The sequence below is a fragment of the Mycobacterium neumannii genome (assembly GCF_048452905.1).
Taxonomy (GTDB): domain Bacteria; phylum Actinomycetota; class Actinomycetes; order Mycobacteriales; family Mycobacteriaceae; genus Mycobacterium; species Mycobacterium neumannii_B.
In genome coordinates, this window is record NZ_JBCGVF010000007.1 from 34,270 (window position 1) to 56,240 (window position 21,971).

The following is a 21,971-nucleotide window of genomic DNA, read 5'->3' on the forward strand; positions in this document are numbered from 1 at the left end:
GCCGCTTCACTGTTGGTTGGTCGGCTGAACTTCGAGCACTCGCTGGATATCGGGCTTCATCTGCTGTAGCTGCTGGCCTGCATAGCCCCAGCTGTGGATGCCCGCGGGGAAGTTGAAGACGCCGTTGTTTCCGCCGGCGGCGATGTATGCGTCGACGAAAGCCCGGTTCGACTCGATCGCGAAGCCCTCGAGGAAGCCGAGCCCTGCGATGGGCGCGTCCGGATTGGTCAGCGCGGGGTCAGTGAGTGTGCCGTCGCCGCAGTAGATCCAGACGCGCGTTCCGTTGGCGGCGAGCCGACCGGCCTGCACCGTGGGATCGTTGCGGGCCCACGCCGGATCGCCGGGCGGGCCCCACATCGCGGCGGGATCGAAACCGCCGTTCCACATCTGGGCCACCCTGACCTGACCTGGGCCGTTGGGTGCGGACAGGTTCAGAAAGCCCGACAGCGATCCGGCGTAACTGAACAGCTGCGGGTGGTAGGCCGCCAGGATCAGCGCCGCCGAACCGCCCATCGAGAACCCGACCACGGCGTTGCGGGTCGGCCGGACCCCTTTGGAGGCCAGCCACGCCGGGAGTTCCTGGGCGAGGAAGGTTTCCCACTTGTAGGTGTAGGTCGTGCCGTTGCCGGCCGCGGGCGCATACCAGTCGGAGTAGAAGCTCGACTTGCCGCCGACGGGCATCACCACCGAGATGCCTGAGCCGGCATACCAGTCGAAGGCCTGGGTGTTGATGTCCCAGCCGTTGAGGTCGTCGCCGGCCTCCATGCTGTCGAGCAGATACAACGCCGGTGAATCGGCGCCGGCGTCGAGAAACTCGACACGGACGGTGCGGTTCATCGCCGCCGACGGCACTTCCAGGTGTTCGATCGGAAGGCTCGGATCCGAAAAGGCCTGTGCGGTTGGGCTGGCACCGCCGGCAGCGACGGCCGGCAGCATCGCGGCAGCCACCGTTGCTGCAACCCATCGCGTAGCCCGGCGGAGTGACGGCCAATTCACGAGCGCCATCGATGACCTCCCTATCATCGCCGACCCTTTGCGGACCATACGCCCGCGAAGAGCCATCACCCGCGCTTTTCGCAACACTCGCCCCTCTTTCGCGAAATGGCATTCCGGCAGGGAAAGTTCGAGTGGACGCCTGCCGGAAAGCAGTTCGACGACGGAATCGACGCACGATCCCGGAGCGCCGTTTTGCTAAGTTTGTATAAATAGCGACTTGGGCGGGCGTATGGTGCGCTCGACGCGGACCTCGCCCGTTGGTCGACGAGGAGGCGCGCCGTCATGAGACCCCTGACATACGAACGGCTTTTCATCGGCGGCCGATGGGAGGCGCCGGCCACCGGGCAACGTATCGCGGTCATCTCGCCGCACACCGAGGAGCAGATCGGCGAGACGCCCGAGGCCGCCGCCGGCGATGTCGACCGCGCGGTGCAGGCCGCGCGCAAGGCGTTCGACGAGGGCCCGTGGCCGTGGATGAGCGTCGACGAACGCATGGAGAAGGTCGAGAAGCTCGCGACGGTCTACGCGGCGCACACCGACGAGATGGCCGACCTCATCACCGCGGAAATGGGCTCGCCGCGCAGCTTCAGCCGGTTGGGGCAGGCCACCGGTGCGCTGGCCCAGATGCATCTGATCCTGGCCACCGCGAAGGAGTTTCCGTGGATCGAGCGCCGCCGAGGGTTGTTCGGCGACGTACAGATTCGGCGCGCACCCGTCGGCGTGGTTGGGGCGATCGTGCCGTGGAACGTACCGCAGTTCCTCATCATGCCGAAGATGATCCCGGCGCTCATCGCGGGCTGCGCGGTCGTGGTCAAACCGGCTCCCGAGACGCCCATCGACGCGCTGTGGCTGGCCGAGATGCTCGAGGAAGTCGACCTTCCCGAAGGTGTCGTCTCGGTCCTTCCGGGCGGACGCCACACCGGTGAGCACCTGGTGCGTCACCCCGGGGTGGACAAGATCTCGTTCACCGGTTCGTCGGCCACCGGACGCCATATCGCCGCCGTATGCGGGGAGCAACTCAAACGCGTCAGCCTCGAGTTGGGCGGTAAGTCGGCGGCGATCATTCTCGACGACGCCGACATCGAGCGCACCGTCGAGCATTTGAAGACGGCCAGCCTGATGAACAACGGGCAGGCGTGCGTCGCGCAGACGCGGATCCTGGTCAGCGAACGCCGACACGACGATGTGGTGGATGCGCTGAGCGCGATGATGTCGGGGCTTCAGGTGGGTGATCCCGCCGACGATTCCACCGACATCGGCCCGCTGGTGGCGCGGCGTCAACAGCAGAGGGTGCAGGGCTACATCGACGCCGGGCTCGCCGAGGGGGCGCGAATGGTGTTGGGCGGCAACGACTCACCATGTGAGCGCGGATGGTACGTCCAGCCGACGCTGTTCACCGACACCACCAACGCGATGCGCATCGCCCGCGAGGAGATCTTTGGGCCCGTGCTGACCGTGCTCACGTACTCCGACGAACGCGACGCGATCCGGATCGCCAACGACAGCGACTACGGGCTGGCAGGCTCGGTCTGGACGGCCGACGTCGCGCACGGGCTGGAGATCGCCGCGCAAGTTCGGACCGGCACCTACGGGATCAACATGTACACGCTCGATACGACCATGCCGTTCGGGGGGTTCAAGCAGTCCGGAATCGGTCGCGAGTTCGGCGCGGAGGGACTGTCGGAGTACGTCGAGTTGCAGACGACCATCAGCGCGGACAAGATGCCCGACTTAACGTGACAGCTCGAGCGTCAGCTCCGCCGGGCAGCACAGCTCTCCGCGTTGGTTGGTCACGGTGATCTGCAGATCGACCAGGGCGCTGTCCCGCTTGGCCACGACGCGACCGCGACCCACCATCGAGTCGCCGGCGTAGATGGAGCCCAGCAGGGTGATCTTGCGGCGCACCACGCGGCTGTAGGGGCCGGCCCAGTCGGTGGCGATCCGGTCGACGAATCCGGCGATGTGCATCGTGTTGACGAAGATCGTCGGGTACCCCTGCTGTTCGGCGTAGCGCGGGTCGTAGTGTGCGGGAAAGTAATCCCACGTCGCGCCGGGGTTCATCACGACGCGCTGGTAGTCGATGTGGTCCACCAGTTCCGGCAGGTCCGTAGGGACAGTCACCCGATCCCATTGCACGCCGAGGTCTGCCCTCATGTCTGCGCTCCGGGAGTGAACCGAAACAAGGTGTTGCGGTTGACGGCGACCAATGTGCCGTCGTCGCGGTGGAACTCGTCGCACGTTTGCACGAAGTGGCCCACCCCGAGGCGGGTGCGCTTCTGAGGCGAGACCGAGACGACCTCCTCGATCAGGTGCAAGCGATCCCCTTCCACGATCGCGCAGGCGAACTCGGCGTCGTTGGCGGCGTTGATGAATGTGGTCCCGGGCAGCGGCACGCGAATCGCAATCGCCGCGATCGGCGGCCGGCCGTTCGGCAGCCACGGCGGCGGGATCAGCCACCCCATCAGCAGCCCGGGTGGGGCCAGCAACCCGCCCCACTGGCGGCGGGCGAAATCCTCGTCCCAGTAGCCCGGATTGGAGTCGCGGACCATGGCCGCGAAGTGCTGGATGCGGGCCGCGCTCACCGCGGTCCCGGCGTACCGCGGCTCGGTGCGCGTACCGACCATCTGCAACGCGTCCTCGTACGTGCCGAACGCCAGCTCGTAGCGCACAGTCTCGGTCACCCCGGTAGCGCGCTCTCTCGCGGAGCCGCATCCCAGGCCAGTCGGCGCGAGGCGAAGTACCACCCGCCGCGCTCGTAGACGAGACGGTCGGTGTAGCTGCCGGTGGTCTGGAGTTCGTTGTCGCAGAACAGCAATGCGACGCACTGTTGAGTCGCTTCGACGCCGTCGACGGTGATGTCGTGGTCGACGGTGACCAGCCGCCGTCCGTTCCCACCGTCGAAGGCGTCCGCAAGGGTGGTGAACGACTCCTCGCCCCTGGTGTAGGTCGCACCGGAATGCCGGAAGGTGGCGAGCCAGCCGGCCAGGTCACCGCTGGAGAACAACCGGTTGTGCCTGGCGTCCAGGTTGAGGATTCCTGCCCGCCCCGCCAGCCCGTCGAGCACGTACTGCTGTTGGTAGCTCAATGACATCGTCTGTCTCTCCTTCACCGACTCAGCAGGTAGCCGTGGGCTTCTCGGTCCCACACCGCCGCGCTCAGGCCCCGTTGCCGCAGAAGATCCTTCCGCACCCGCCCGACGACGTTTTTCGGAATCTCGTCCAGCACTTCGAGATACCGGGGCACGCAGAAGTACGGCATGCGCGCCGCGCAGAAGTCCAGCAGCTCGGGAAGATCGACCGTCGCGCCGGGACGAACGGTCACGACGACGAGGATGTCGTCCTCACCCAAATCGCTCGGGACGGCGACCGCGGCGGCTTCCGCGACCGCCGGGTGCTGCATCACCACCTGCTCGAGCTCGACCGAGGACACGTTCTCCCCGCGCCTGCGCAGCGAGTCCTTGGCGCGGTCGACGAACGTCAGATTGTGGTTGTTGTCGAGGAAACCCAGATCGCCCGTCCGGAACCACTCCGGGTGGCGTTCAATGCGCAGGCCGCGGTGCCCGGGCGCGGACGACACATACCCCTCGCTCATCACATGCGCTGTCCGCGGCCGGCACGCGATCTCACCCGTCACGCCGACGGCGACGGGGCGACCGTCCCCGTCGACGACGCGTACCTCGAAGGCCGGGTTGACTTGTCCTGACGTACCCGGGACCCCGTCGTCCGAAACCGCCTTGTACGCGATCGGGAACGCTTCGGTCAGCCCGTACATCGTCACGACGCGGCACCGGTACCGATCCTCGATCGCGCGGTACAGCCTGGCTGAAATGGGTGCGGCCGAGATGAAGCGGATCCCGAGCTGCGCGTCGCGGGGATCGGGCGGCAGAGTCCACAGCATCGACACCATCGCACCCGCCCCAGCGAACCCCGCTGCGCCACAGGCGCGCAGCTCGTCGCACACCTCGGCGGGGTGGAACGCGCTTGCCAACACGCTGGTACCACCGACGAGCATCGGCGCCAGCACCGTCGGGGCGGCGCTGAGGTGGAACAGCGGCATTGCCGTCCAGATCACGTCGCCCCGGCCGTAGTCCCATGCCGACGCGACGGTGGCGGCCGCGACGAACAGGTAGTGCCACGTGGTCGCCACCGCCTTCGACGGACCGGTGGTTCCCGAGGTGAAGAACAGGGCTCCCACGTCGTCGGCGTCGGTGTGCACCGTCGGGCAGGTGGCGCCGTCCGATGCGTTCAACTCCGCGGCGACCAAACCGTCGATGGACAGGGTCGCCGCCGAGGCGTCGAGGTGGTCGGTCACCTCGGCGAGTCGAGCGCGACGGGCGTCGTCGGTCACCACCAGCCTGGCCTGCGACGCGTTCAGCGCGTTCCCCAGGAAATCGCCCTTGTTCGCGGCGTTGACCGCCGCACTCACCGCGCCCAACCGGGCGGCACCGAGCCAGAAGTACACCCACTCCGGACAGGTGCCGGCGAACAGCGCGACGGTGTCACCGCGGCGCACGCCGCGGTCGGCCAGCATCGCCGCGGCGGCGCAGGACCGGTCGCGCATCTGGGCGAACGTAATGGGCGTACCGTCGATCGACATCATCACCTGGTCGCCGAACTGGTCGACACGGCGGTCGAGAACCGAAGCGACCGTGAACCGTTCGACGCCGAAAGCCGCGGGCTCGACGGGCCACGTCCGGTCCGCGGGCATCAAACCTGCGCCGCGGACGGGTCGGGTTCGCCGGTCGCCGTGTATCCGAAGTCGGTCGCCGATGGTTGGATACCGGGATAAAACCGGTGCGCCCAGCGGCGCAGCGCGGCGTAGTCACGGGCTTCCTCGGGCGCAAGGTTCGGTTTCTCCAGGTACTTCATGTTCTCCCAGGTGAAGAAGTCCTGTTTGATGACCTCCTGCTGCAGCTGCAAGAACTTCGCGGCGCGGCCGGTCGGCTTGTCGCCGCGGTCGCCGTGTTCGCGAATCGACGCCTGGGTGTAGAAGTAGTCGGTGTAGTCCTCGTCGACCGGGGTTTGGCCCGTCACCTGCACGGTGGCGACCAACTCCGAGGGGAAGCGCACCACGCCGAGGCCCAGCGAGTAGTTGTCGTAGATGATCTTCGCGTCGACGGGCCCGTTGGGCGTGAGCCACGTCTTCGCCCGCCCCCCACCGAAATTCGCGTTGACCGTCGCGTGCAGGTGATAACCGGACACCTCGAACGACGCGGTGTGGGCGGGGTTGGCCGCCTTGTGCACGTACTGCACGTGGTAGGGGTCGGCCGCGTTCTCGATGATCATCTGCGCATGCACCTTGACCCTGTTGACCATCCGGGTGTGGGGGTGCAGCGGGTAGTACTCGCCGGTCTCGAGCTCGGGCAACACCGGCGGCTGCCAGTACGGCGCGCGGCCGTGGCGTTCGTGCCAGACGAGGATGAAGCCGTACCACTCGGTGCACGGGTAGCGCTTGATCCGCACGTTCTGCTTGCAGCCGATCTTGCTGTACGGGATCAGCGCGTTGGTGCCCTCGCCGGTCCACTGCCAGCCGTGCCACGGGCAGACGATGTTCTCGCCCTCGACGGTGCCGCCGACGCCCATGTTCGCGCCCAGGTGCTGACAGTAGGCGTCGAGCACGTTCACCCGACCCGATTGCGTCCGGAAGATCACCAGCTCCTCGCCGAAGTAGTGGGCGCGTTTGACCTGACCCTCGACCAGGTCTGAGGAGAATCCGACGATGAACCATCCGGTCGGGAACCGGTAAGTCGACAGGCTGATTCCGCTGGGCCCGAATTCGCGCTCCGACGGGTCGAGGGTGGGATCGTCGACCGTGTCCGTCATCGCACAACTCCGTCCGCGCACGCACCAGCCGAGGTCAGCGGCGCTGTCCGTTGCCTATTTTTATTATTTTAGGCATTCTGGTCAAGAACGGCGAAGGGAACGGCGCATGGTCACGACCACTCCGGTGGACCTGTCCGATCCTGCTTTGTGGCAGAACGGCTTTCCCGACGCGCTGTTCGCGGAGCTGCGGCGCGAGCGACCGATCTTTCGGCACGAGCTCACCGACCGGGTGGCGGCGACGCTGAAACGCGACTTCTGGATGACCACCAAGGTGCACCACGCGCACCGCATCCACCGTGACACCGAATCGTTCACTGCCGCCGAGGGACCGTTGATCCAGGGCGTCGGCGCCGTGGGCGCCTTCCCGACGATCATCAACATGGATCCACCCGATCTGATCAAGCGGCGCCGGGTGATGTCACACGCGTTCACCCCTAAGGCGATCGGGAAGCTCGAGCAGGACATCCGCACGCGGGCCGTCGGCCTGATCGACCACTTGCTGGAGCGCGGCGGCGGCGACTGGATCGCCGATGTCGCCGATGCTCTGCCCATGTCGGTGATCGGCGACATCGTCGGGATACCCGACGAGGACAGACCGGAGATCTTCGACACCTTCGACCTGATCCTGCAGGCGAATTCGGCTTCGTCGGGACAGGAGGCCGAACAGCAGCATCTCGAGCTGTTCGGCAAGGTCTTCACCTATGCCTCGGAACTGACCGCGGCGAAGCGCCTGCAACCCACCGACGACATCTGGAGCACCCTGGCCACGGCCGTCGTGACCGACGAGAACGGCGAGCAGCTGTCGATTCCGGCCACCGAGCTCGACATCTTCTTCTTCGTGATCGCGTTCGCGGGCAGTGACACCACGAAGAACGCCTTGGCCTACGGGCTCCGGGCGTTCGTCGACAATCCCGAACAGATCGAGCGTTACCGCACGGATCCGTCGGTGCGCCAGTCGGCGGTCGAAGAAGTGCTGCGATGGTCCACACCGGTGGCGTTCTGGAGCCGGGTCACCAAGGTTGACGTCGAGATCGACGGCATCACAATCCCCCGAGGCGAGCGCGTGGTGTCGATGTTGCGGTCGGCCAACCGCGACGAGGACGTGTTCGTCGATCCGTTCGTGTTCGACATTGCTCGCGCGGACAACCCGCACGTGGCGTTCGGCGGCGGCGGACCGCACCACTGTCTCGGTGCGATGCTGGCCCGGGCGGAGATCCGCGCTGTGCTCGACGAGTTGTTGTGCCGGGCCGAGGACATCACGCTCGGACGGGTCGAGGTCACCTACCCGACCCTCACCAACAACATGACGATCTACCACTCGATGCCGATCTCGTTGCGGCGCCGCTGAATTCACAACCCCTTCGGTCGAAACCCGATGACACCCTGGGCTTCGAGCCGTTCCAGGTCGCTTGCGGTCAGACCGCACAGTTCGGTGAGGACCTCGGCGTTGTGCTCACCAAGTGTCGGTGGTGGGCGCCGCAGCCATCGTTCGCTGTCGGGCAGCCGGGTGAACGGCGGGCACGGGTAGAGGTTCTCCCCGGTACGGGAATGGTCCAGCTGCTCGAAGAACCCGCGGTGACGCAGTTGGGGGTTCTCGGTGACGAGGGACGGCGACACCACGACCGCGGCGGGCACGCCCGCGCGCACCAGTTCCTCGGCGGCGACTTCGGCGTCGAGCGCCGCAAGCCAGGTCTGGAGCTCCGCACCTCCGGTGACATCGGCAAGTGCGGTCAGTTCGTCTTCGGTGCGCGCGGCGAGTGCGATCCAGCTGTCGTCCCCTGCACACCGATAGACGTCCTGTACGGCCGCCCCGAGCCCCCGGTTGCCTCGTCGTTCCAACACCCGCCCGAACACCTCGTATTCGATTGTCTGAACGGCCGTTACGTTGAGTACCGCCTCGATCATCGGCACCTCGACGAGCTGCCCCTCGCCCGTACGGTCGGCGAACTCGAGCGCAGCGAGCGTCGCGAAGGCGGCGTGGGCACCGGCGAGCGGATCACAGGCTCCGCGCGGGGCGATCGGCGGGCCGTCGGGCATACCCGTGACCCAAGCCAGGCCGGCGATCTGCTCCATGGTCGGAGCGAAACCGACACGGTCACGCCAGGGGCCGGTCAACCCGAACGCGGGCATCCGCACCACGACCAGGCGCGGATTGAGTGCGAGCAGCGCGGCAGCGCCGAGGCCGAATTGCTCCATCACGCGCGGCGAGAAGTTCTCCACCACGACGTCCGCCTGACCGATCAGGCGCCGAACCAGCCGAAGCCCTTCCTCGGACTGCAGATCGAGGGTGACCGACCGCTTATTGGTGTTCATCGCGTGGAAGACCCAGCCGTACTCCCACCAGTCGTCGACGTCCTTGCGCATCCCGCCCGAATAGCGGATGCCGTCCGGGCGCTGGATGGATTCGATTTTGATGACGTCCGCGCCGAACGCGGCCAACGAATGGGTGGCAGCCGGACCGGCCCAGAACGCGGTGAAGTCGACGACCCGCACCCCCGCGAGCGGCATGCGCCCGGTAGCTACCGATTCGGCACGCAGTTCCCGTGGTTCCCAGAGTGTTTCATCGTCACCGTCACCGACGGCGGGTGAGGTGCGGACCGGAGCGGGACGCGCGCTCGACATCAGCCACGGCGGTCGCGGCTGGCGAAACCCGGCCGGGTTGTCGACGTAGACCTCCCGTTCGCGAAGGTGATCCATCGACGGGATCGTCGCGCCGTTGCCCAACGGCGCCAACGGCAACCGGAACAGCTGTCCCAGTTCGACGATGTCGGCGACCGTGCGTTCCCTCATCCACGGGTCGATGCGTTCGCGGATCCAGTCGCGGTAGTCCCATCGGCCGATCTGGAACTGCAACTGCGCGATCTCCGTCAACTCCGGGCAGTCGACCATAGCGGCGAAGTCCAGCCACTGCTGGCCGGTCACCATGCTGATCCCGACGTAACCGTCCTTGGCGGGTTCGATGGACGGTACCTCCACCGACCGCCGCACGGGCGGGACTTGCAGGAGCGCCGAATGCAGCCATTCCCCACTCTGCATCAGCGTGATGGCCTCGAGCATCGACATGTCGAGGTGGCCACCCGCTCCGCCGTCACGTACGCGCCGCCGCAGAGCCAGCGCACCGTAGGCGGCCCACGTTCCACCCATGTACTCCCCCAGATCTCCGCCGATCGAGATTGGCGGACCCGCCGGATCGCCGCGGAACCCGGTGAGCCCCGACGCGGCCTGCAGCGTGAATTCGGTGGCGGGCCGCCGAGACCACGGCCCCGTCCAGCCGAAGTCCGAGATCGAGACGACTATGCATCCGGGCGACGCCGCCAGCAGCGCTTCGGGGTCGACACCATTCCGTCGGGCAGCGGCCTCATCCGCGGTCACCACGATGATGTCGGCGCACGACAGCAGATGTTCTGAAACGCGTGTGACGCAGCGCTTTCCGGCGTTGAGATAGCAGAACAGCGGCGAGTCGGCGTCGTCACGGAGCGTGCTGTCGGTGACTGTGACCCGGCGCAGCGGATCGCCGTCGGGCGATTCGATCTTGACCACATCGGCGCCCGCGTCGGCCAACAGCTTGCCGCAGTACGCCCCGGCGATGCGGTCGCTGATCTCGAGGACCCGCACATCGTTCAGCGGGGTGGGTACCGTGCCACTCACACCGCCGCCCACGCGCACCTCCCGGTCCGCCGTCATCTTAGTGACAACTGGCACATGGCAGGGCAACGCTGCAGGTGGCCGGGCTATCACTGTTAATATTGCTAAGATATGACAACACTGGGAATCGGGCCCGAGGCACGTCGCCGCCTCGGCGCGCGCCGCACAGCGGAGATCGTGGCCGACGAGCTGCGCCGGCAGATCATCGAGGGTGAACTCAACGACGGCGACCTACTGCCGCGTCAAGAAGTGCTCGTCGAGCAGTTCAACGTGAGTCTGGTGTCGCTACGAGAAGCCCTGCGAATTCTGGAGACTGAAGGCCTCGTCTCGGTGCGTCGAGGTAACCGTGGCGGAGCGGTCGTGCATGCGCCCGCCAAAGCCAGCGCCGCCTACATGCTGGGCCTGCTGCTGCAGAGCGACTACGTGCCGCTTGCCGACCTCGGCACGGCGCTACAGGAACTCGATCCGATGTGTGCGGCGCTCGCCGCGCGCAGACCCGACCGCCGTACGACGCTAATCCCCACACTCAGGGAACTCAATGCGGCGATGGCCGAACACATCGACGACGGAGCACGGTTCACCGAGATCGGCGGGCAATTCCACGATGAGATCGTCCGCGGTTGCGGTAACCACACGATGATCGCGGTCGTCGGCAGCCTGGAGACACTGTGGACCGGGCACCTGAACTGGTGGGCCGAGGAGAGCGCCGCCAAGGGCGAGTACCCGGCGATGAACAAGCGCCGCATCGCGCTGACCGTCCACACCAAGATCACCGACGCGATCGAGTCGGGCGACGGCGAACGCGCCCGCAAGCTGGCCGCCAAGCACGTCGCCGACACTCAGACCTACCTGTTGGCAGGAAATCCCGAACAACGGATCGTCGCACTGTCACCGCAGGCGCTCGCGCAGCGGAAGCGCTAGACGGCTTGAAAGGCAATGCGTGCGAACGGCTTTGATCACCGGCGGTAGCGGTGGAATTGGCAAGGCGTGCGGGTGCAAGCTCGCCGAACTCGGTTACGACGTGGTGTTGACGGCACGGCGTGAGGCGCCGCTACGGGCCGCCGCCGAGGAGATGGGCGCGCGCTACGTCGTCGCCGACGCGAGCCTGCCGTCAGGGTTCGCCCCCGCCGTCGAGGCGGCAGGCACCATCGACCTGCTGGTGCACGCCTCGGGGATCCTCGGTGGAACCTACGCCCGCAAACAGACTTTCGAGCAGTGGCGCGCGACGATGTCGGCGAACCTGGACTCCTGCTTCGTGGTGACGTCGGCCGCGCTGCCACGGATGCGGGCCGGCTCCCGGTTCGTGTTCATCTCGTCGTCGGCGGCTCATGAGCCGATGCGGGCCCGCACCGCCTACTCGGCGGCGAAGGCGGGCATGAACGCGTTCGCCGGCGCGCTGGCGCAGGAGGTCGACCGCGACGGGATCAACGTGCACGTGGTCACTCCCGGGCCCGTCGAGACCGAGATGCTTCAAGACGTACCGTTCGAGATGTATGCGATCCGGGCCGCCGATGTGGCCGACGCCGTCGCCTGGCTCGACACCGTCGACCCCGCAGTGGACGTGCCGGAGATCAGGTTGCATGCGATCACGCGCGGGCCGTCGGCCCGTCCGCCCGTCGTCCCCCTCGAGGCACAACGCCGCGCCAACACGTGATTTCGGTGGCTCCGCAGCCCCTGCGCTTACCTTGACCTAGATTACCTAAAATAGTAAAGATGGGCGGGTAGAGCGCCAACCCCGCTGCCGGGAGGCAAGGTGACGATCAGCACCCGTTCGGATGACCAGACCGCTCCCGATGTGGCCAGCGATCCCTACGGTTTCTTCGAGCGCATGCGCAGGACGGAGCCGGTGTGGCGCGGCACCATCATGGACACCACCGACATCCCGCCGGAGCTCCTGCCACCAGAGGAATGGACGGTGTTCGACTACGACAGCGTGTACAACGCCTTCCGCGACAGCGACGTCTACGGCTCGGAGGTGTACCACCGCACCATCGAGTTGGTGTTCGGTCCGACCATCCTCGGGATGCGCGGCAAACAACATCACGACCACCGCAGCCTGGTGGCCAAGGCGTTCCGGCAGACCGCGCTGGCCCAGTGGGAACCCGAGGTGATTGTCCCGATCTGCGAGAAGCTGGTCGACGAGTTCATCGACGACGGCGAGGTCGACCTGGTCAAGGCGGTGACCTTCGAGTTCCCGACCCGCGTCACCGCAGAGCTGTTGGGGCTCCCGCAAGACGATCTGGAGATGTTCCGCCGCCTCTCACTCGAACTGATCTCGATCACCGAAGACATCGAGGCGGGATTGACCGCTTCGGTCGAACTCGGCGCGTACTTCCAGCAGCAGGTGGACCAGCGGCGCCGCCGGATGACCGACGACGTCATCGGCGACTTGGTCGGCGCTGAGATCGACGGTGAACGGCTGACCGACGAGGCGATCATCTCGTTTCTGCGACTACTGCTGCCCGCCGGGCTGGAGACCACCTACCGGTCGTCGGGCAACCTGCTGTATCTGCTGTTGACGCACCCTGATCAACTCGAGGCGGTCCAACGCAACCGCGAGCTGATCGGAGCCGCTTTCGAGGAGGGGTTGCGTTTCGAGACACCGCTGGTGAGCGTTCCGAGGTCCACGACACGCGACGTGGAGGTGCACGGTATTTCCATACCGGAGGGCGCACAGGTCAACCTCTGTATCGGATCGGCAAACCGCGACGAAAAGCGTTGGGACAACGCGAATGTATTCGACATCCACCGTCCGCGGCGTGCTCACACCTCGTTCGCCGGCGGGCTGCACAGCTGTCTGGGAATGCACTTGGCCCGAGTGGAGACCAGGGTGATGTTGACCAGTTTGTTCGACCGTGCAACGGATTTCGAGTTGCAGGTCGATGACGACACCCGGCTCGCCGGTCTGCCGTTCCGCTCCCCCATCCATCTGCCGGTCACGTTCCGCCCGACACGATGAGGAGCCGCGCGGCGATCGTGCACGACGTCGGCGGTCCATGGTCGGTCGAAGAGTTCGAACTCGACCCGCCGCGAGCGGGTGAGGTGCTCGTCGAGATGGCTGCGGCCGGGTTGTGTCACTCCGACGATCACATCCTCAAGGGCGACATGTCGGTCTCCAACGAGATCGCCCGCCAGTACGGTCTGACACCGATGTTCCCGATGATCGGGGGCCACGAGGGGTCTGGCAGGGTGCTCGAGACCGGCGAGGGTGTGACCGAATTCGCGGTCGGCGATCACGTCGTGATGTCGTTCGTCGCGGTGTGCGGCCAGTGCCGCTGGTGCGCCTCCGGGTTGGAGTACCTGTGCGACGAGGGCGCCGGGACGATGGTGCCAGGCATGCCGACCGATCTGACGTTTCGCCACCACACCACCGACGGCCGTCCACTTGGGCACTTGTCGAAGGTCGGTGCATTCGCCGAGCACACCGTGGTGTCGGCGCACTCGCTGGTCAAGATCGACCCGCACCTGCCGCTCGTCACGAGCGCGCTGCTGTCCTGCGCGGTTCCGACCGGCTACGGTTCGGCCGCCAACCGCGCGAACGTGCGCGGCGGTGACACCGTCGTGGTGATCGGGGCCGGTGGCATCGGAACCGCGGCCATCCAAGGCGCGCGGATCAACGGCGCCGCACAGATCGTGGCCGTCGACCCAGTCGAGTTCAAACAGAAGGCCGCGCTGCAGTTCGGCGCCACACACAGTGTTTCGACCCTCACGGAGGCGCTCGACCTCGTACGCGACCTCACCAACGGCGTGATGGCCGACAGTGTCGTGGCCGCGCCGTCGCTCATCGCGGGCGAGGACGTCGAGGCCTACCTGAAGCTGACGCGCAAGGGCGGCACCTGCGTGCTGACCGGGATGACGGCCCAGACAACACGATCGGCGAAGATCGCGCTGCAGGACTTCATCCTGTGGAACAAGAACCTCGTCGGCACCGTCTTCGGTTCCTGCAACCCGCGAGCCGACATCAGCCGGCTGGCCACCCTCTACCAGTCGGGCCTACTTCGGCTCGACGAGATGATCACCCGCCGGTATCGGCTCGACGACATCAACCGCGCGTACGACGACCTGCTGGAGGGCGAGATCATCCGAGGCGTCATCGATTTCGCGCTCGACTAGAGCGCGGGCAGCCCGGCCGGATCGCGACTAGTACTGGCCCAGTGGGCGACACACGTTGGAGATGGGATTCCAGTACTCGCCCGGTGCGCATGCCAACGGGGCGGTCGCCACCGGACCGCGACACACGTTCGCGACCGGATCCCACCACCCGTTCGGGCAGTCGAGGGGTTGCGCCGCACCGGTTGCCGCGGTTGCGATCGAGAAGGCCGCGATCGGGCCGGCAGCGGCGGCGAGGACCATCGCACGAGAACTGATCTTGCTCATGCGACGAGCTTGCCCCGAATGGTGCCGTCGCAAACCGCCGGCTCCGGAGAAAACCGCTTAACCGGTTGATCACACGCATCAGGTGCGTGCGATCAACCCGTTAAGCCCCAAAGTCGCCCGTGTCAGGGCAATACGACGTCGAGCCGCTCCCAGCCGCGGACCGTCGACGTCGGCGCGAGCCGCGCGGTCGCGGTGTCGATGTCCCACTCCGGCCAGCGGTTGAGCAGCTCGTCGAGCGCGACGCGTCCCTCCAACCGGGCGAGGTTGGCGCCCAGGCAGTAGTGCACCCCTTTGCCGAATGTGATGTGGCTGATGTTGTCCCGATGGATGTCGAACGTGTCCGGATTGTCGTAGCGGCGCGGGTCCCGGTTGGCGGCGCCGAACATCAGCAGCATCGCGCTGCCGGCCGGCACGGTCCGCCCGTGCGCCTCGAAATCCCTTGTGACCAAACGGGCCACGTTGTGGCCGGTCGGCTCGTACCGCAACGTCTCGTCGACCACCCGGTGTAACAACGACCGGTCCTGCACCGCCTCGCGACGCTGATCGGGGTGCTCGGCGAGCACTTTCGCCAGCCAGCCGATGAGCCTCCCGGTGGTCTCGTTGCCTGCGCCCGCGACCACCTGCGTGTAGTGCAGGATCTCTTTGCGGGTCAGCTTGCGCGTCACGCCGTTCTCGTCCTCGAACTCGACGTTGAGGAGGGCGGTCATCAGGTCGTCAGAGGGGTTGTTCGCGCGCCAGTCAACGTATTCGGCATAGATACTGCCGTCGGCGATCTTGTCCGCGCGTACCACTTTCATGGGTGAGCCGGGTTTGGTGCGCAGGCTCGCGTCGTTGGCGTCGCGCACCGACACCTGTTCCGATTCGGGTATGCCGAGCAGCATCCCGATGACGCGCATTGGCATCATCGACGCGAGCTCGGCGATGATGTCGAACCGCTCGGCGCCGACCAACGGATTGAGGCAGTTGACGCAGTACTGGCGGATCTGGTCCTCGAGCTCGGCCATCCGGCGAGGGGTGAACACCCGCGACATCAGGCCGCGCAGCCTCGTGTGAACCGGCGGATCCTCCATCATCATCACGCCTTTGGGCATCTCGAACTCCGACTGGATGAGTTCGAGGATGTCGCCGCGGCTGTTGGAGAACGTCTGCCAATCGAGCAGGGCCCGCTCGACGTCGTCGTGGCGCGACAGCGCCCAGAAGTCGTAGGACTCGTTGTAATAGAGCGGCGCTTCCTCCCGCAGGCGGGCATACGTCGGATACGGGTCGGCGACGATGTCCACCCGGTACGGGTCGTAGTAAACGGCGCTGCCGTGGGCCTTCTCGTCAACAGCGGTCATCGGTCTCCCCTACTTCAGGAGGCTGCCGGCGTCGACGGGCAGAGTAACGCCGGTGATGTAGCGGGCTTCGTCGGAGGCGAGGAACAGCACGGCGTTGCTGATGTCGACCGGCTCCACCCACGGGATCGGAAGGAAATGGAACGACTGGCAGATCGGCGCGAGATCGTCGGGTCCCGGGTTCTCCAGGTCCGGACGAAACAGTCGGTAGGTCGGTTCGTTCATCAACAGCGGGGTGCACACATGGGTCGGGTGCACGCTGTTGACCCGGATCGAGTGCGCTCCGAGTTCGACGGCGAAGGTGCGCATCAACCCGACGACACCATGCTTGGCGGCGATGTAGTGGCCCACCTGCGGGTAGGCCTTGGTGCCGCCGACCGAGCTGGTGAGGATGATCGATCCGCCGCGGCCGCCGGCCAGAAGATGTGGGACCGCCGCTTTGACGGTCTTCCACACGCCGCCGAGGTTGACGTCGATCGTCTCGTCGAAGCGGTCCTCGGCCATCTTGTGCAGCTTCACGCCGGTCGTACCGATGCCGGCGTTGGCCACGACGATGTCGAGACCACCAAGTTGTTCCACGCCGTCGTCGACGGCGGACTTCAGCGCGTCGAAGTCGCGGACGTCGACTTCGGCCGTGACGATGCGTCGGTCGAGGTTCTTGACCATGTCGGCGGTCTCGGCGAGGTCCTCGGGAGTGGCCGCCGGTGCGGTCGAGTCCTCGAAACCGCGGCAGATGTCGACCGCGATGACGTCGGCGCCCTCCTGTGCCAACCGCACCGCGTGGCTGCGTCCCTGACCGCGTGCCGCACCGGTGACGAATGCGACCTTGCCTGCTACCCGACCCGCCATCGCCGCAGCTCCCCTCACTTGTTGGGCGATCGCCCAACATCTAGGCTGGCGCCATGTCTAGCAGCCCCGTCGGCGAGCGGTCAAGGGGCGGACGCGAGTCTTCCGCTCGCTCGGCCCTGATCGAGGCGACCGCCCAGGTCATGCTCGAAGAGGGCTACGCCGCCGCCACGTCCAGAAGGGTGGCCGCGCGGGCAGGGGTGAAGCCCGCGCTGGTGCACTATTACTTCCCGAGCATGGACGATTTGTTCCTTGCCGTGCTGCGCGAAGGCGCCGAGGCCAACCTGTCCCGTCAGCGTGAAGCCGCCGATGCCGACGAACCCTTGCACGCGCTGTGGCGCCTGAACAGCACCCATGGGGCGCGCCTCTTCATGGAGTTCATGGCACTGGCCAATCACCGCAAGGACATCCGCAGCGAGATCGCGGCCTACGCCGAGCGGTTCGGAGGCGTCGAAGAACGCGTGGTGGCCGCAGCGATGAAGGCCCATGGCGCCGACGTCGAGGCATTCCCGCCCGTGGTCATGTCTATGATCGTCACCAGCTTGGCCCGCATCGTCCTTCTCGAACGGGGGCTCGGCATAACCCGAGGTCATGCCGAGGCGGAAGCGTTCATCGAGGGCTACCTGAACCGCTTCGAAATCAAGTCGTCGTGACCTGGCTCACACCGTTGCTGAACGGGTGACCAGCAGCACTCTGACTTGAGTTAACCTAGGGCTCAATGAGAACTTATACGGGCTAAGTTACGCACAGACGCATGCACAGCGACGAATACGACTTGAGGGCGGATATGGGTTTCATCGGGCGGACGCGGTAATGCTCCGGAAGGCGAGAAAGGTCTGGCTGCCCATCGTCATCATCGTTGTGGTGGCCATCGCGGGTTTCACGGTCAGCCGCATCCGGACCTTCTTCGGCGCCGAAGGCGTCATCGTCACTCCTCGGGTGTTCGCTGACGACCCCGAACCGTTCGACCCGAAGGTCATCAAATACGAGATCTTCGGTACCGGCTCGTATGCCGACATCAACTATCTGGACCTCGACGCCAGGCCGCAACGCATCGACGGCGCGTCGTTGCCCTGGTCGCTGACACTTCAGACCACGGCGCCGTCGGCCGCGCCCAACATCGTCGCGCAGGGCGATGGCCAGACCATCACCTGCCGAATCACCGTCGATGACGAGATCAAGGACGAAAGAACCTCCACTGGCGTGAGCGCCCAAACCTTCTGCTTTGTGAAATCCGCATGACCTCACCGACGAACGAGGCCCCGACGGACGCTTTCCCTCCTGTTCGCCGCGCCAAGCGGCCCCTCATCCCACGAACGATCCGCACGTTCGCAGTCCCGATCATCCTGGGCTGGATCGCGATCATCGCGGTGCTCAATGTGACTGTGCCGCAGCTGGAAACGGTCGGCCAGGAGCGCGCGGTCTCGATGAGCCCGGACTTCGCGCCGTCGATGATCGCGATGAAGCGCGTCGGCCACGTCTTCCAGGAGTACGACTCCGACAGCTCGGCGATGATCGTGATCGAGGGCGAGCAACCCCTCGGCGAGGACACCCGCGCCTTCTACGGCGAGATGGTCGCCAAGCTCGAAGCCGATACGAAGCACGTGCAAAGCGTCCAGGACTTCTGGAGCGATCCGCTCACCGCCTCCGGCGCGCAGAGCAGCGACGGCAAAGCCGCCTACGTGCAGGTGTATCTGTCCGGTAACCAGGGCGAAGCGCTGGCCAACGAGTCGGTCGAGGCGGTCCAGGACCTGGTCGATGGCATGCAGCCACCGCCGGGCGTGAAGGTGTTCGTGACCGGTCCGGCGGCACTGGCCGCCGACCAACACATCGCCAGCGACCGCAGCATGCGGGTCATCGAGGCCCTCACGTTCACGGTCATCATCACGATGCTGCTGCTCGTGTACCGGTCGATCATCACCGTGATCCTGACGTTGGTGATGGTCGTCCTGCAGTTGGCCGCCGCCCGCGGCATGGTGGCGTTCCTCGGCTACCACGAGATCATCGGGCTCTCCCCGTTCGCGACCAACTTGTTGGTGACGTTGGCGATCGCCGCGGGAACCGACTACGCGATCTTCCTGACCGGCCGCTATCAAGAGGCGCGCGGTACCGGAGAAGACCGAGAGACCGCGTACTACACGATGTTCCACGGCACGGCGCACGTGGTGCTGGGGTCCGGTCTGACCATCGCGGGCGCGCTGTTCTGCCTGAGTTTCACGCGGCTGCCGTACTTCCAGACGATGGGTGTGCCGCTGGCTGTCGGCATGGTGACCTCGGTGATCGCGTCGCTGACGTTGGGGCCGGCGATCATCAGCGTCGCGAGCCGGTTCGGCAAGGTGCTCGAACCCAAGCGGGCGATGCGGGTGCGCGGCTGGCGCAAGGTCGGCGCCGCGGTCGTGCGGTGGCCCGGACCGATCCTGGTCGCGACGGTGGCCCTGTCGCTGGTCGGCCTCCTCGCGCTGCCGGGGTACCGGACCAACTACAACGACCGCAACTACCTGCCGGCCGATCTGCCGGCCAACGAGGGATACGCGGCGGCCGACAGGCACTTCTCGCCGGCGCGGATGAATCCCGAGCTGCTGATGATCGAGAGCGATCACGACCTTCGCAACTCTGCCGACTTCCTGGTCATCGACAAGATCGCCAAGCAGATCTTCCGGGTGCCCGGAATCTCGCGCGTGCAGGCCATCACCCGGCCCGACGGGAAACCCATCGAGCACACGTCGATTCCGTTCCAGATCAGCATGCAGGGCACCACCCAGCAGATGAACCAGAAGTACCTGCAGGACCGGATGGCCGACATGCTGGTGCAGGCCGACGAGATGTCCAAGACCATCGCGAACATGGAGCGGATGTCCAAGCTCACCGAGGAGATGGCCGCGACCACGCACAGCATGGTCACGAAGATGAAGGACATGACGGTCGACGTGGCCGAGTTGCGCGACAACATCGCCAACTTCGACGACTTCTTCCGACCGATCCGCAACTACTTCTACTGGGAACCGCACTGCTTCAACATCCCGATCTGCTGGGCGTTCCGGTCGGTCTTCGACACCCTCGACGGCATCAACACGATGACCGACGACATCCAGGACCTGCTGCCCGATATGGAGCGGCTGGACCAGCTGATGCCGCAGATGGTCACGCTGATGCCGCCGATGATTGAAACGATGAAGACGATGCGGACGATGATGCTGACGATGTACTCGTCGCAAAAGGGTCTGCAGGACCAGATGGCAGCCATGCAGGAGAACTCGACTGCCATGGGTGATGCCTTCGACGCGTCGATGAACGACGACTCCTTCTACCTTCCGCCAGAGGTCTTCGACAACGAAGAGTTCAAGAAGGGCATGGAGAACTTCATCTCTCCGGACGGCAAGTCGGTGCGCTTCATCATCGCCCACGACGGTGACCCGATGACCCCAGAGGGCATCGCGCGCATCGACGCGATCAAGCAGGCCGCCAAGGAGGCCATCAAGGGCACGCCGCTGGAGGGCTCCACGATCTACCTGGCGGGCACCGCGGCGGTCTACAAGGACATGTCGGACGGCAACAGCTACGACCTGATGATCGCGGCCATCCTCGCGCTCGCCCTGATCTTCACGATCATGCTGCTGCTGACCCGCGCGGTCGTTGCGGCCGCAGTAATCGTTGGCACAGTGGTGATCTCGCTCGGCGCGTCGTTCGGGTTGTCGATCCTGATCTGGCAGCACATCCTGGGCATCGAGTTGCACTGGATGGTCATGGCGATGGCGATCATCATCCTGTTGGCGGTCGGCGCGGACTACAACCTGCTGCTGGTGTCGCGGATGAAAGAAGAGCTGCACGCCGGCATCAGGACCGGGATCATCCGGGCGATGGGCGGCAGCGGTTCGGTCGTGACATCGGCGGGTCTGGTGTTCGCGTTCACGATGATGTCGATGGCCGTCAGCGAATTGACAGTGATCGGACAAGTCGGAACGACCATCGGACTTGGCCTGTTGTTCGATACTCTTGTCATCCGGGCATTCATGACGCCGTCCATCGCGGCGCTCATGGGTAAGTGGTTCTGGTGGCCACAGCGGGTGCGAGAACGTCCAGTGCCTGTACCGTGGCCGAAACCGAGGGAACTGACGCCGTCAGGGGGGGAAGGAGCACAGTCATGAAACGACTGATCAGTGGGGTTGCTGCCGCAGCGGCGGCGCTGGTGCTGGCCGCACCCGCCCAAGCGCAGGACATCGACACCGATTTCAGCAACGAGCTGCACACGTACGGCATCTACGGGCAGAAGGACTACAACGCCTGGATCGGCAAGATCACCTGCAAGCGGATACGCAAGGGTGTCGACCGCGATGCCTTCGCTTCGGCAGAGTTCGTCCAGAAGCAATTGGCGCGGGGTCAGAACAGCACCGAGCAGTCGTGGAAGTTCCTGGCCGGGGCGTTGCGCTTCTACTGCCCCGACCTCCTGCACACCCTCGACCAAGCCCGTGACCGCGAGAGCTAGGAGTCCGAAAGTGTTTCGTAAAGCCACCATTGCGCTGGCGTCCTTCGGCTGCGCGGCGATGATCTTCCCGGCCACCGCAGCCGCGGACGCCACCGACGACTACCCGATCCCGAACCGGATCATGAGGACCACCTGCACGGTCGACCAGTACATGGCCGCCGTTCGCGATGAGGACCCGTTCTACTTCGAGCGCTACATGATCGACTACCGGAACCGGCCCGCGGACGTGCAGAAGGGTGCCCGCGACCGGATCTACTGGTTCTTCTCGCTGGACTACGCCGGTCGCCGGCAGTACTCGGAGAACACCGCGACCAACGTGTACTACGAGCAGATGGCCACCCGGTGGGGCAACTGGGCCAAGCTGTTCTTCAACAACAAGGGTGTCGTCGCGCACGCGACCGAAGTGTGCATGAACTACCCCCCGAGCCAGCCCGAGATCTGGAACTGGACCACCGCGCCGTAGCGCGG

General features: G+C 65.8%; 21 protein-coding genes. 11 read left to right on the forward strand and 10 right to left on the reverse strand.

The window, feature by feature from the left end:
* Positions 1-6: 6 nt before the first annotated feature.
* Complete coding sequence (locus tag AAHH99_RS20460; protein ID WP_418770341.1) at positions 7-1,005, reverse strand: alpha/beta hydrolase; 999 nt, start codon at positions 1,003-1,005, stop codon at positions 7-9.
* A gap of 273 nt (positions 1,006-1,278) precedes the next feature.
* Here AAHH99_RS20460 and AAHH99_RS20465 point away from each other — a divergent pair, with 273 nt between their 5' ends.
* Positions 1,279-2,736 carry an aldehyde dehydrogenase gene (locus tag AAHH99_RS20465; RefSeq protein ID WP_418770342.1) on the forward strand — a complete coding sequence of 486 codons (1,458 nt, stop codon included), beginning with the start codon at positions 1,279-1,281 and terminating at the stop codon, positions 2,734-2,736.
* On the opposite strand, the gene AAHH99_RS20470 is transcribed toward AAHH99_RS20465, so the two are convergent.
* From AAHH99_RS20470 to AAHH99_RS20490, 5 genes are read right to left on the reverse strand one after another with little or no spacing between them, the layout of a single operon-like run.
* The gene (locus AAHH99_RS20470) at positions 2,728-3,150 is read right to left on the reverse strand and encodes a MaoC family dehydratase (protein ID WP_418770343.1); all 423 of its coding nucleotides are present in this window, start codon (positions 3,148-3,150) and stop codon (positions 2,728-2,730) included. The two genes, AAHH99_RS20465 and AAHH99_RS20470, sit on opposite strands and share 9 nt — an antisense overlap.
* A complete protein-coding gene (locus tag AAHH99_RS20475; RefSeq protein ID WP_418770712.1) occupies positions 3,147-3,620 on the reverse strand; it encodes an FAS1-like dehydratase domain-containing protein in 474 nt (157 codons plus the stop codon). Before AAHH99_RS20475 ends, AAHH99_RS20470 begins: the two co-directional genes overlap by 4 nt.
* A 53-nt stretch (positions 3,621-3,673) precedes the next feature.
* Positions 3,674-4,087 (reverse strand): nuclear transport factor 2 family protein, encoded by a 414-nt coding sequence (locus AAHH99_RS20480; protein ID WP_418770344.1) that lies wholly within the window; start codon positions 4,085-4,087, stop codon positions 3,674-3,676.
* Between the two features lie 14 nt (positions 4,088-4,101).
* Entirely contained in the window at positions 4,102-5,703 is a 1,602-nt protein-coding gene (locus AAHH99_RS20485; RefSeq protein ID WP_418770345.1) for an AMP-binding protein, read from the reverse strand.
* The gene (locus AAHH99_RS20490; protein WP_418770346.1) at positions 5,703-6,818 is read right to left on the reverse strand and encodes an aromatic ring-hydroxylating oxygenase subunit alpha; all 1,116 of its coding nucleotides are present in this window, start codon (positions 6,816-6,818) and stop codon (positions 5,703-5,705) included. Before AAHH99_RS20490 ends, AAHH99_RS20485 begins: the two co-directional genes overlap by 1 nt.
* A 106-nt stretch (positions 6,819-6,924) precedes the next feature.
* Between AAHH99_RS20490 and AAHH99_RS20495 the strand changes: the two genes are divergently transcribed.
* On the forward strand, positions 6,925-8,166 hold the full coding sequence (locus AAHH99_RS20495; protein WP_418770347.1) for a cytochrome P450: 1,242 nt from the start codon (positions 6,925-6,927) through the stop codon (positions 8,164-8,166).
* Between the two features lie 2 nt (positions 8,167-8,168).
* Here AAHH99_RS20495 and AAHH99_RS20500 read toward each other — a convergent pair whose 3' ends face one another.
* Positions 8,169-10,502, reverse strand: a complete 2,334-nt coding sequence (locus tag AAHH99_RS20500; protein ID WP_418770348.1) for a CaiB/BaiF CoA transferase family protein — start codon at positions 10,500-10,502, stop codon at positions 8,169-8,171.
* Positions 10,503-10,574: 72 nt separating this feature from the next.
* Between AAHH99_RS20500 and AAHH99_RS20505 the strand changes: the two genes are divergently transcribed.
* The 4 genes from AAHH99_RS20505 to AAHH99_RS20520 all read left to right on the forward strand — a co-directional run bounded on the left by AAHH99_RS20505 (position 10,575) and on the right by AAHH99_RS20520 (position 14,576).
* The gene (locus AAHH99_RS20505; protein WP_418770349.1) at positions 10,575-11,384 is read left to right on the forward strand and encodes a FadR/GntR family transcriptional regulator; all 810 of its coding nucleotides are present in this window, start codon (positions 10,575-10,577) and stop codon (positions 11,382-11,384) included.
* 19 nt (positions 11,385-11,403) lie between these two features.
* Positions 11,404-12,117, forward strand: coding sequence for an SDR family NAD(P)-dependent oxidoreductase (locus AAHH99_RS20510; protein WP_418770350.1), 714 nt, complete (start codon positions 11,404-11,406; stop codon positions 12,115-12,117).
* Between the two features lie 99 nt (positions 12,118-12,216).
* Positions 12,217-13,422, forward strand: coding sequence for a cytochrome P450 (locus AAHH99_RS20515; RefSeq protein ID WP_418770351.1), 1,206 nt, complete (start codon positions 12,217-12,219; stop codon positions 13,420-13,422).
* Positions 13,419-14,576: a Zn-dependent alcohol dehydrogenase gene (locus AAHH99_RS20520; RefSeq protein ID WP_418770352.1), complete on the forward strand. Its 1,158-nt coding sequence runs from the start codon at positions 13,419-13,421 to the stop codon at positions 14,574-14,576. Before AAHH99_RS20515 ends, AAHH99_RS20520 begins: the two co-directional genes overlap by 4 nt.
* A gap of 27 nt (positions 14,577-14,603) precedes the next feature.
* On the opposite strand, the gene AAHH99_RS20525 is transcribed toward AAHH99_RS20520, so the two are convergent.
* From AAHH99_RS20525 to AAHH99_RS20535, 3 genes are all read right to left on the reverse strand, one after another.
* The gene (locus tag AAHH99_RS20525; protein WP_418770353.1) at positions 14,604-14,840 is read right to left on the reverse strand and encodes a hypothetical protein; all 237 of its coding nucleotides are present in this window, start codon (positions 14,838-14,840) and stop codon (positions 14,604-14,606) included.
* A gap of 122 nt (positions 14,841-14,962) precedes the next feature.
* Complete coding sequence (locus AAHH99_RS20530; RefSeq protein WP_418770354.1) at positions 14,963-16,177, reverse strand: cytochrome P450; 1,215 nt, start codon at positions 16,175-16,177, stop codon at positions 14,963-14,965.
* A 9-nt stretch (positions 16,178-16,186) separates the two neighbouring features.
* Positions 16,187-17,023 (reverse strand): mycofactocin-coupled SDR family oxidoreductase, encoded by an 837-nt coding sequence (locus AAHH99_RS20535; RefSeq protein ID WP_418770355.1) that lies wholly within the window; start codon positions 17,021-17,023, stop codon positions 16,187-16,189.
* A 53-nt stretch (positions 17,024-17,076) separates the two neighbouring features.
* Here AAHH99_RS20535 and AAHH99_RS20540 point away from each other — a divergent pair, with 53 nt between their 5' ends.
* From AAHH99_RS20540 to AAHH99_RS20560, 5 genes are all read left to right on the forward strand, one after another.
* The gene (locus AAHH99_RS20540; protein ID WP_418770356.1) at positions 17,077-17,673 is read left to right on the forward strand and encodes a TetR/AcrR family transcriptional regulator; all 597 of its coding nucleotides are present in this window, start codon (positions 17,077-17,079) and stop codon (positions 17,671-17,673) included.
* Positions 17,674-17,833: 160 nt separating this feature from the next.
* Positions 17,834-18,262 carry an MmpS family transport accessory protein gene (locus tag AAHH99_RS20545; RefSeq protein ID WP_418770357.1) on the forward strand — a complete coding sequence of 143 codons (429 nt, stop codon included), beginning with the start codon at positions 17,834-17,836 and terminating at the stop codon, positions 18,260-18,262.
* The gene (locus tag AAHH99_RS20550) at positions 18,259-21,165 is read left to right on the forward strand and encodes an RND family transporter (protein WP_418770358.1); all 2,907 of its coding nucleotides are present in this window, start codon (positions 18,259-18,261) and stop codon (positions 21,163-21,165) included. Before AAHH99_RS20545 ends, AAHH99_RS20550 begins: the two co-directional genes overlap by 4 nt.
* Positions 21,162-21,503 carry a DUF732 domain-containing protein gene (locus tag AAHH99_RS20555; RefSeq protein WP_418770359.1) on the forward strand — a complete coding sequence of 114 codons (342 nt, stop codon included), beginning with the start codon at positions 21,162-21,164 and terminating at the stop codon, positions 21,501-21,503. The genes AAHH99_RS20550 and AAHH99_RS20555 overlap by 4 nt, the downstream gene beginning before the upstream one ends.
* A gap of 58 nt (positions 21,504-21,561) precedes the next feature.
* Complete coding sequence (locus AAHH99_RS20560) at positions 21,562-21,966, forward strand: DUF5078 domain-containing protein (protein WP_418770713.1); 405 nt, start codon at positions 21,562-21,564, stop codon at positions 21,964-21,966.
* Positions 21,967-21,971: the final 5 nt, after the last annotated feature.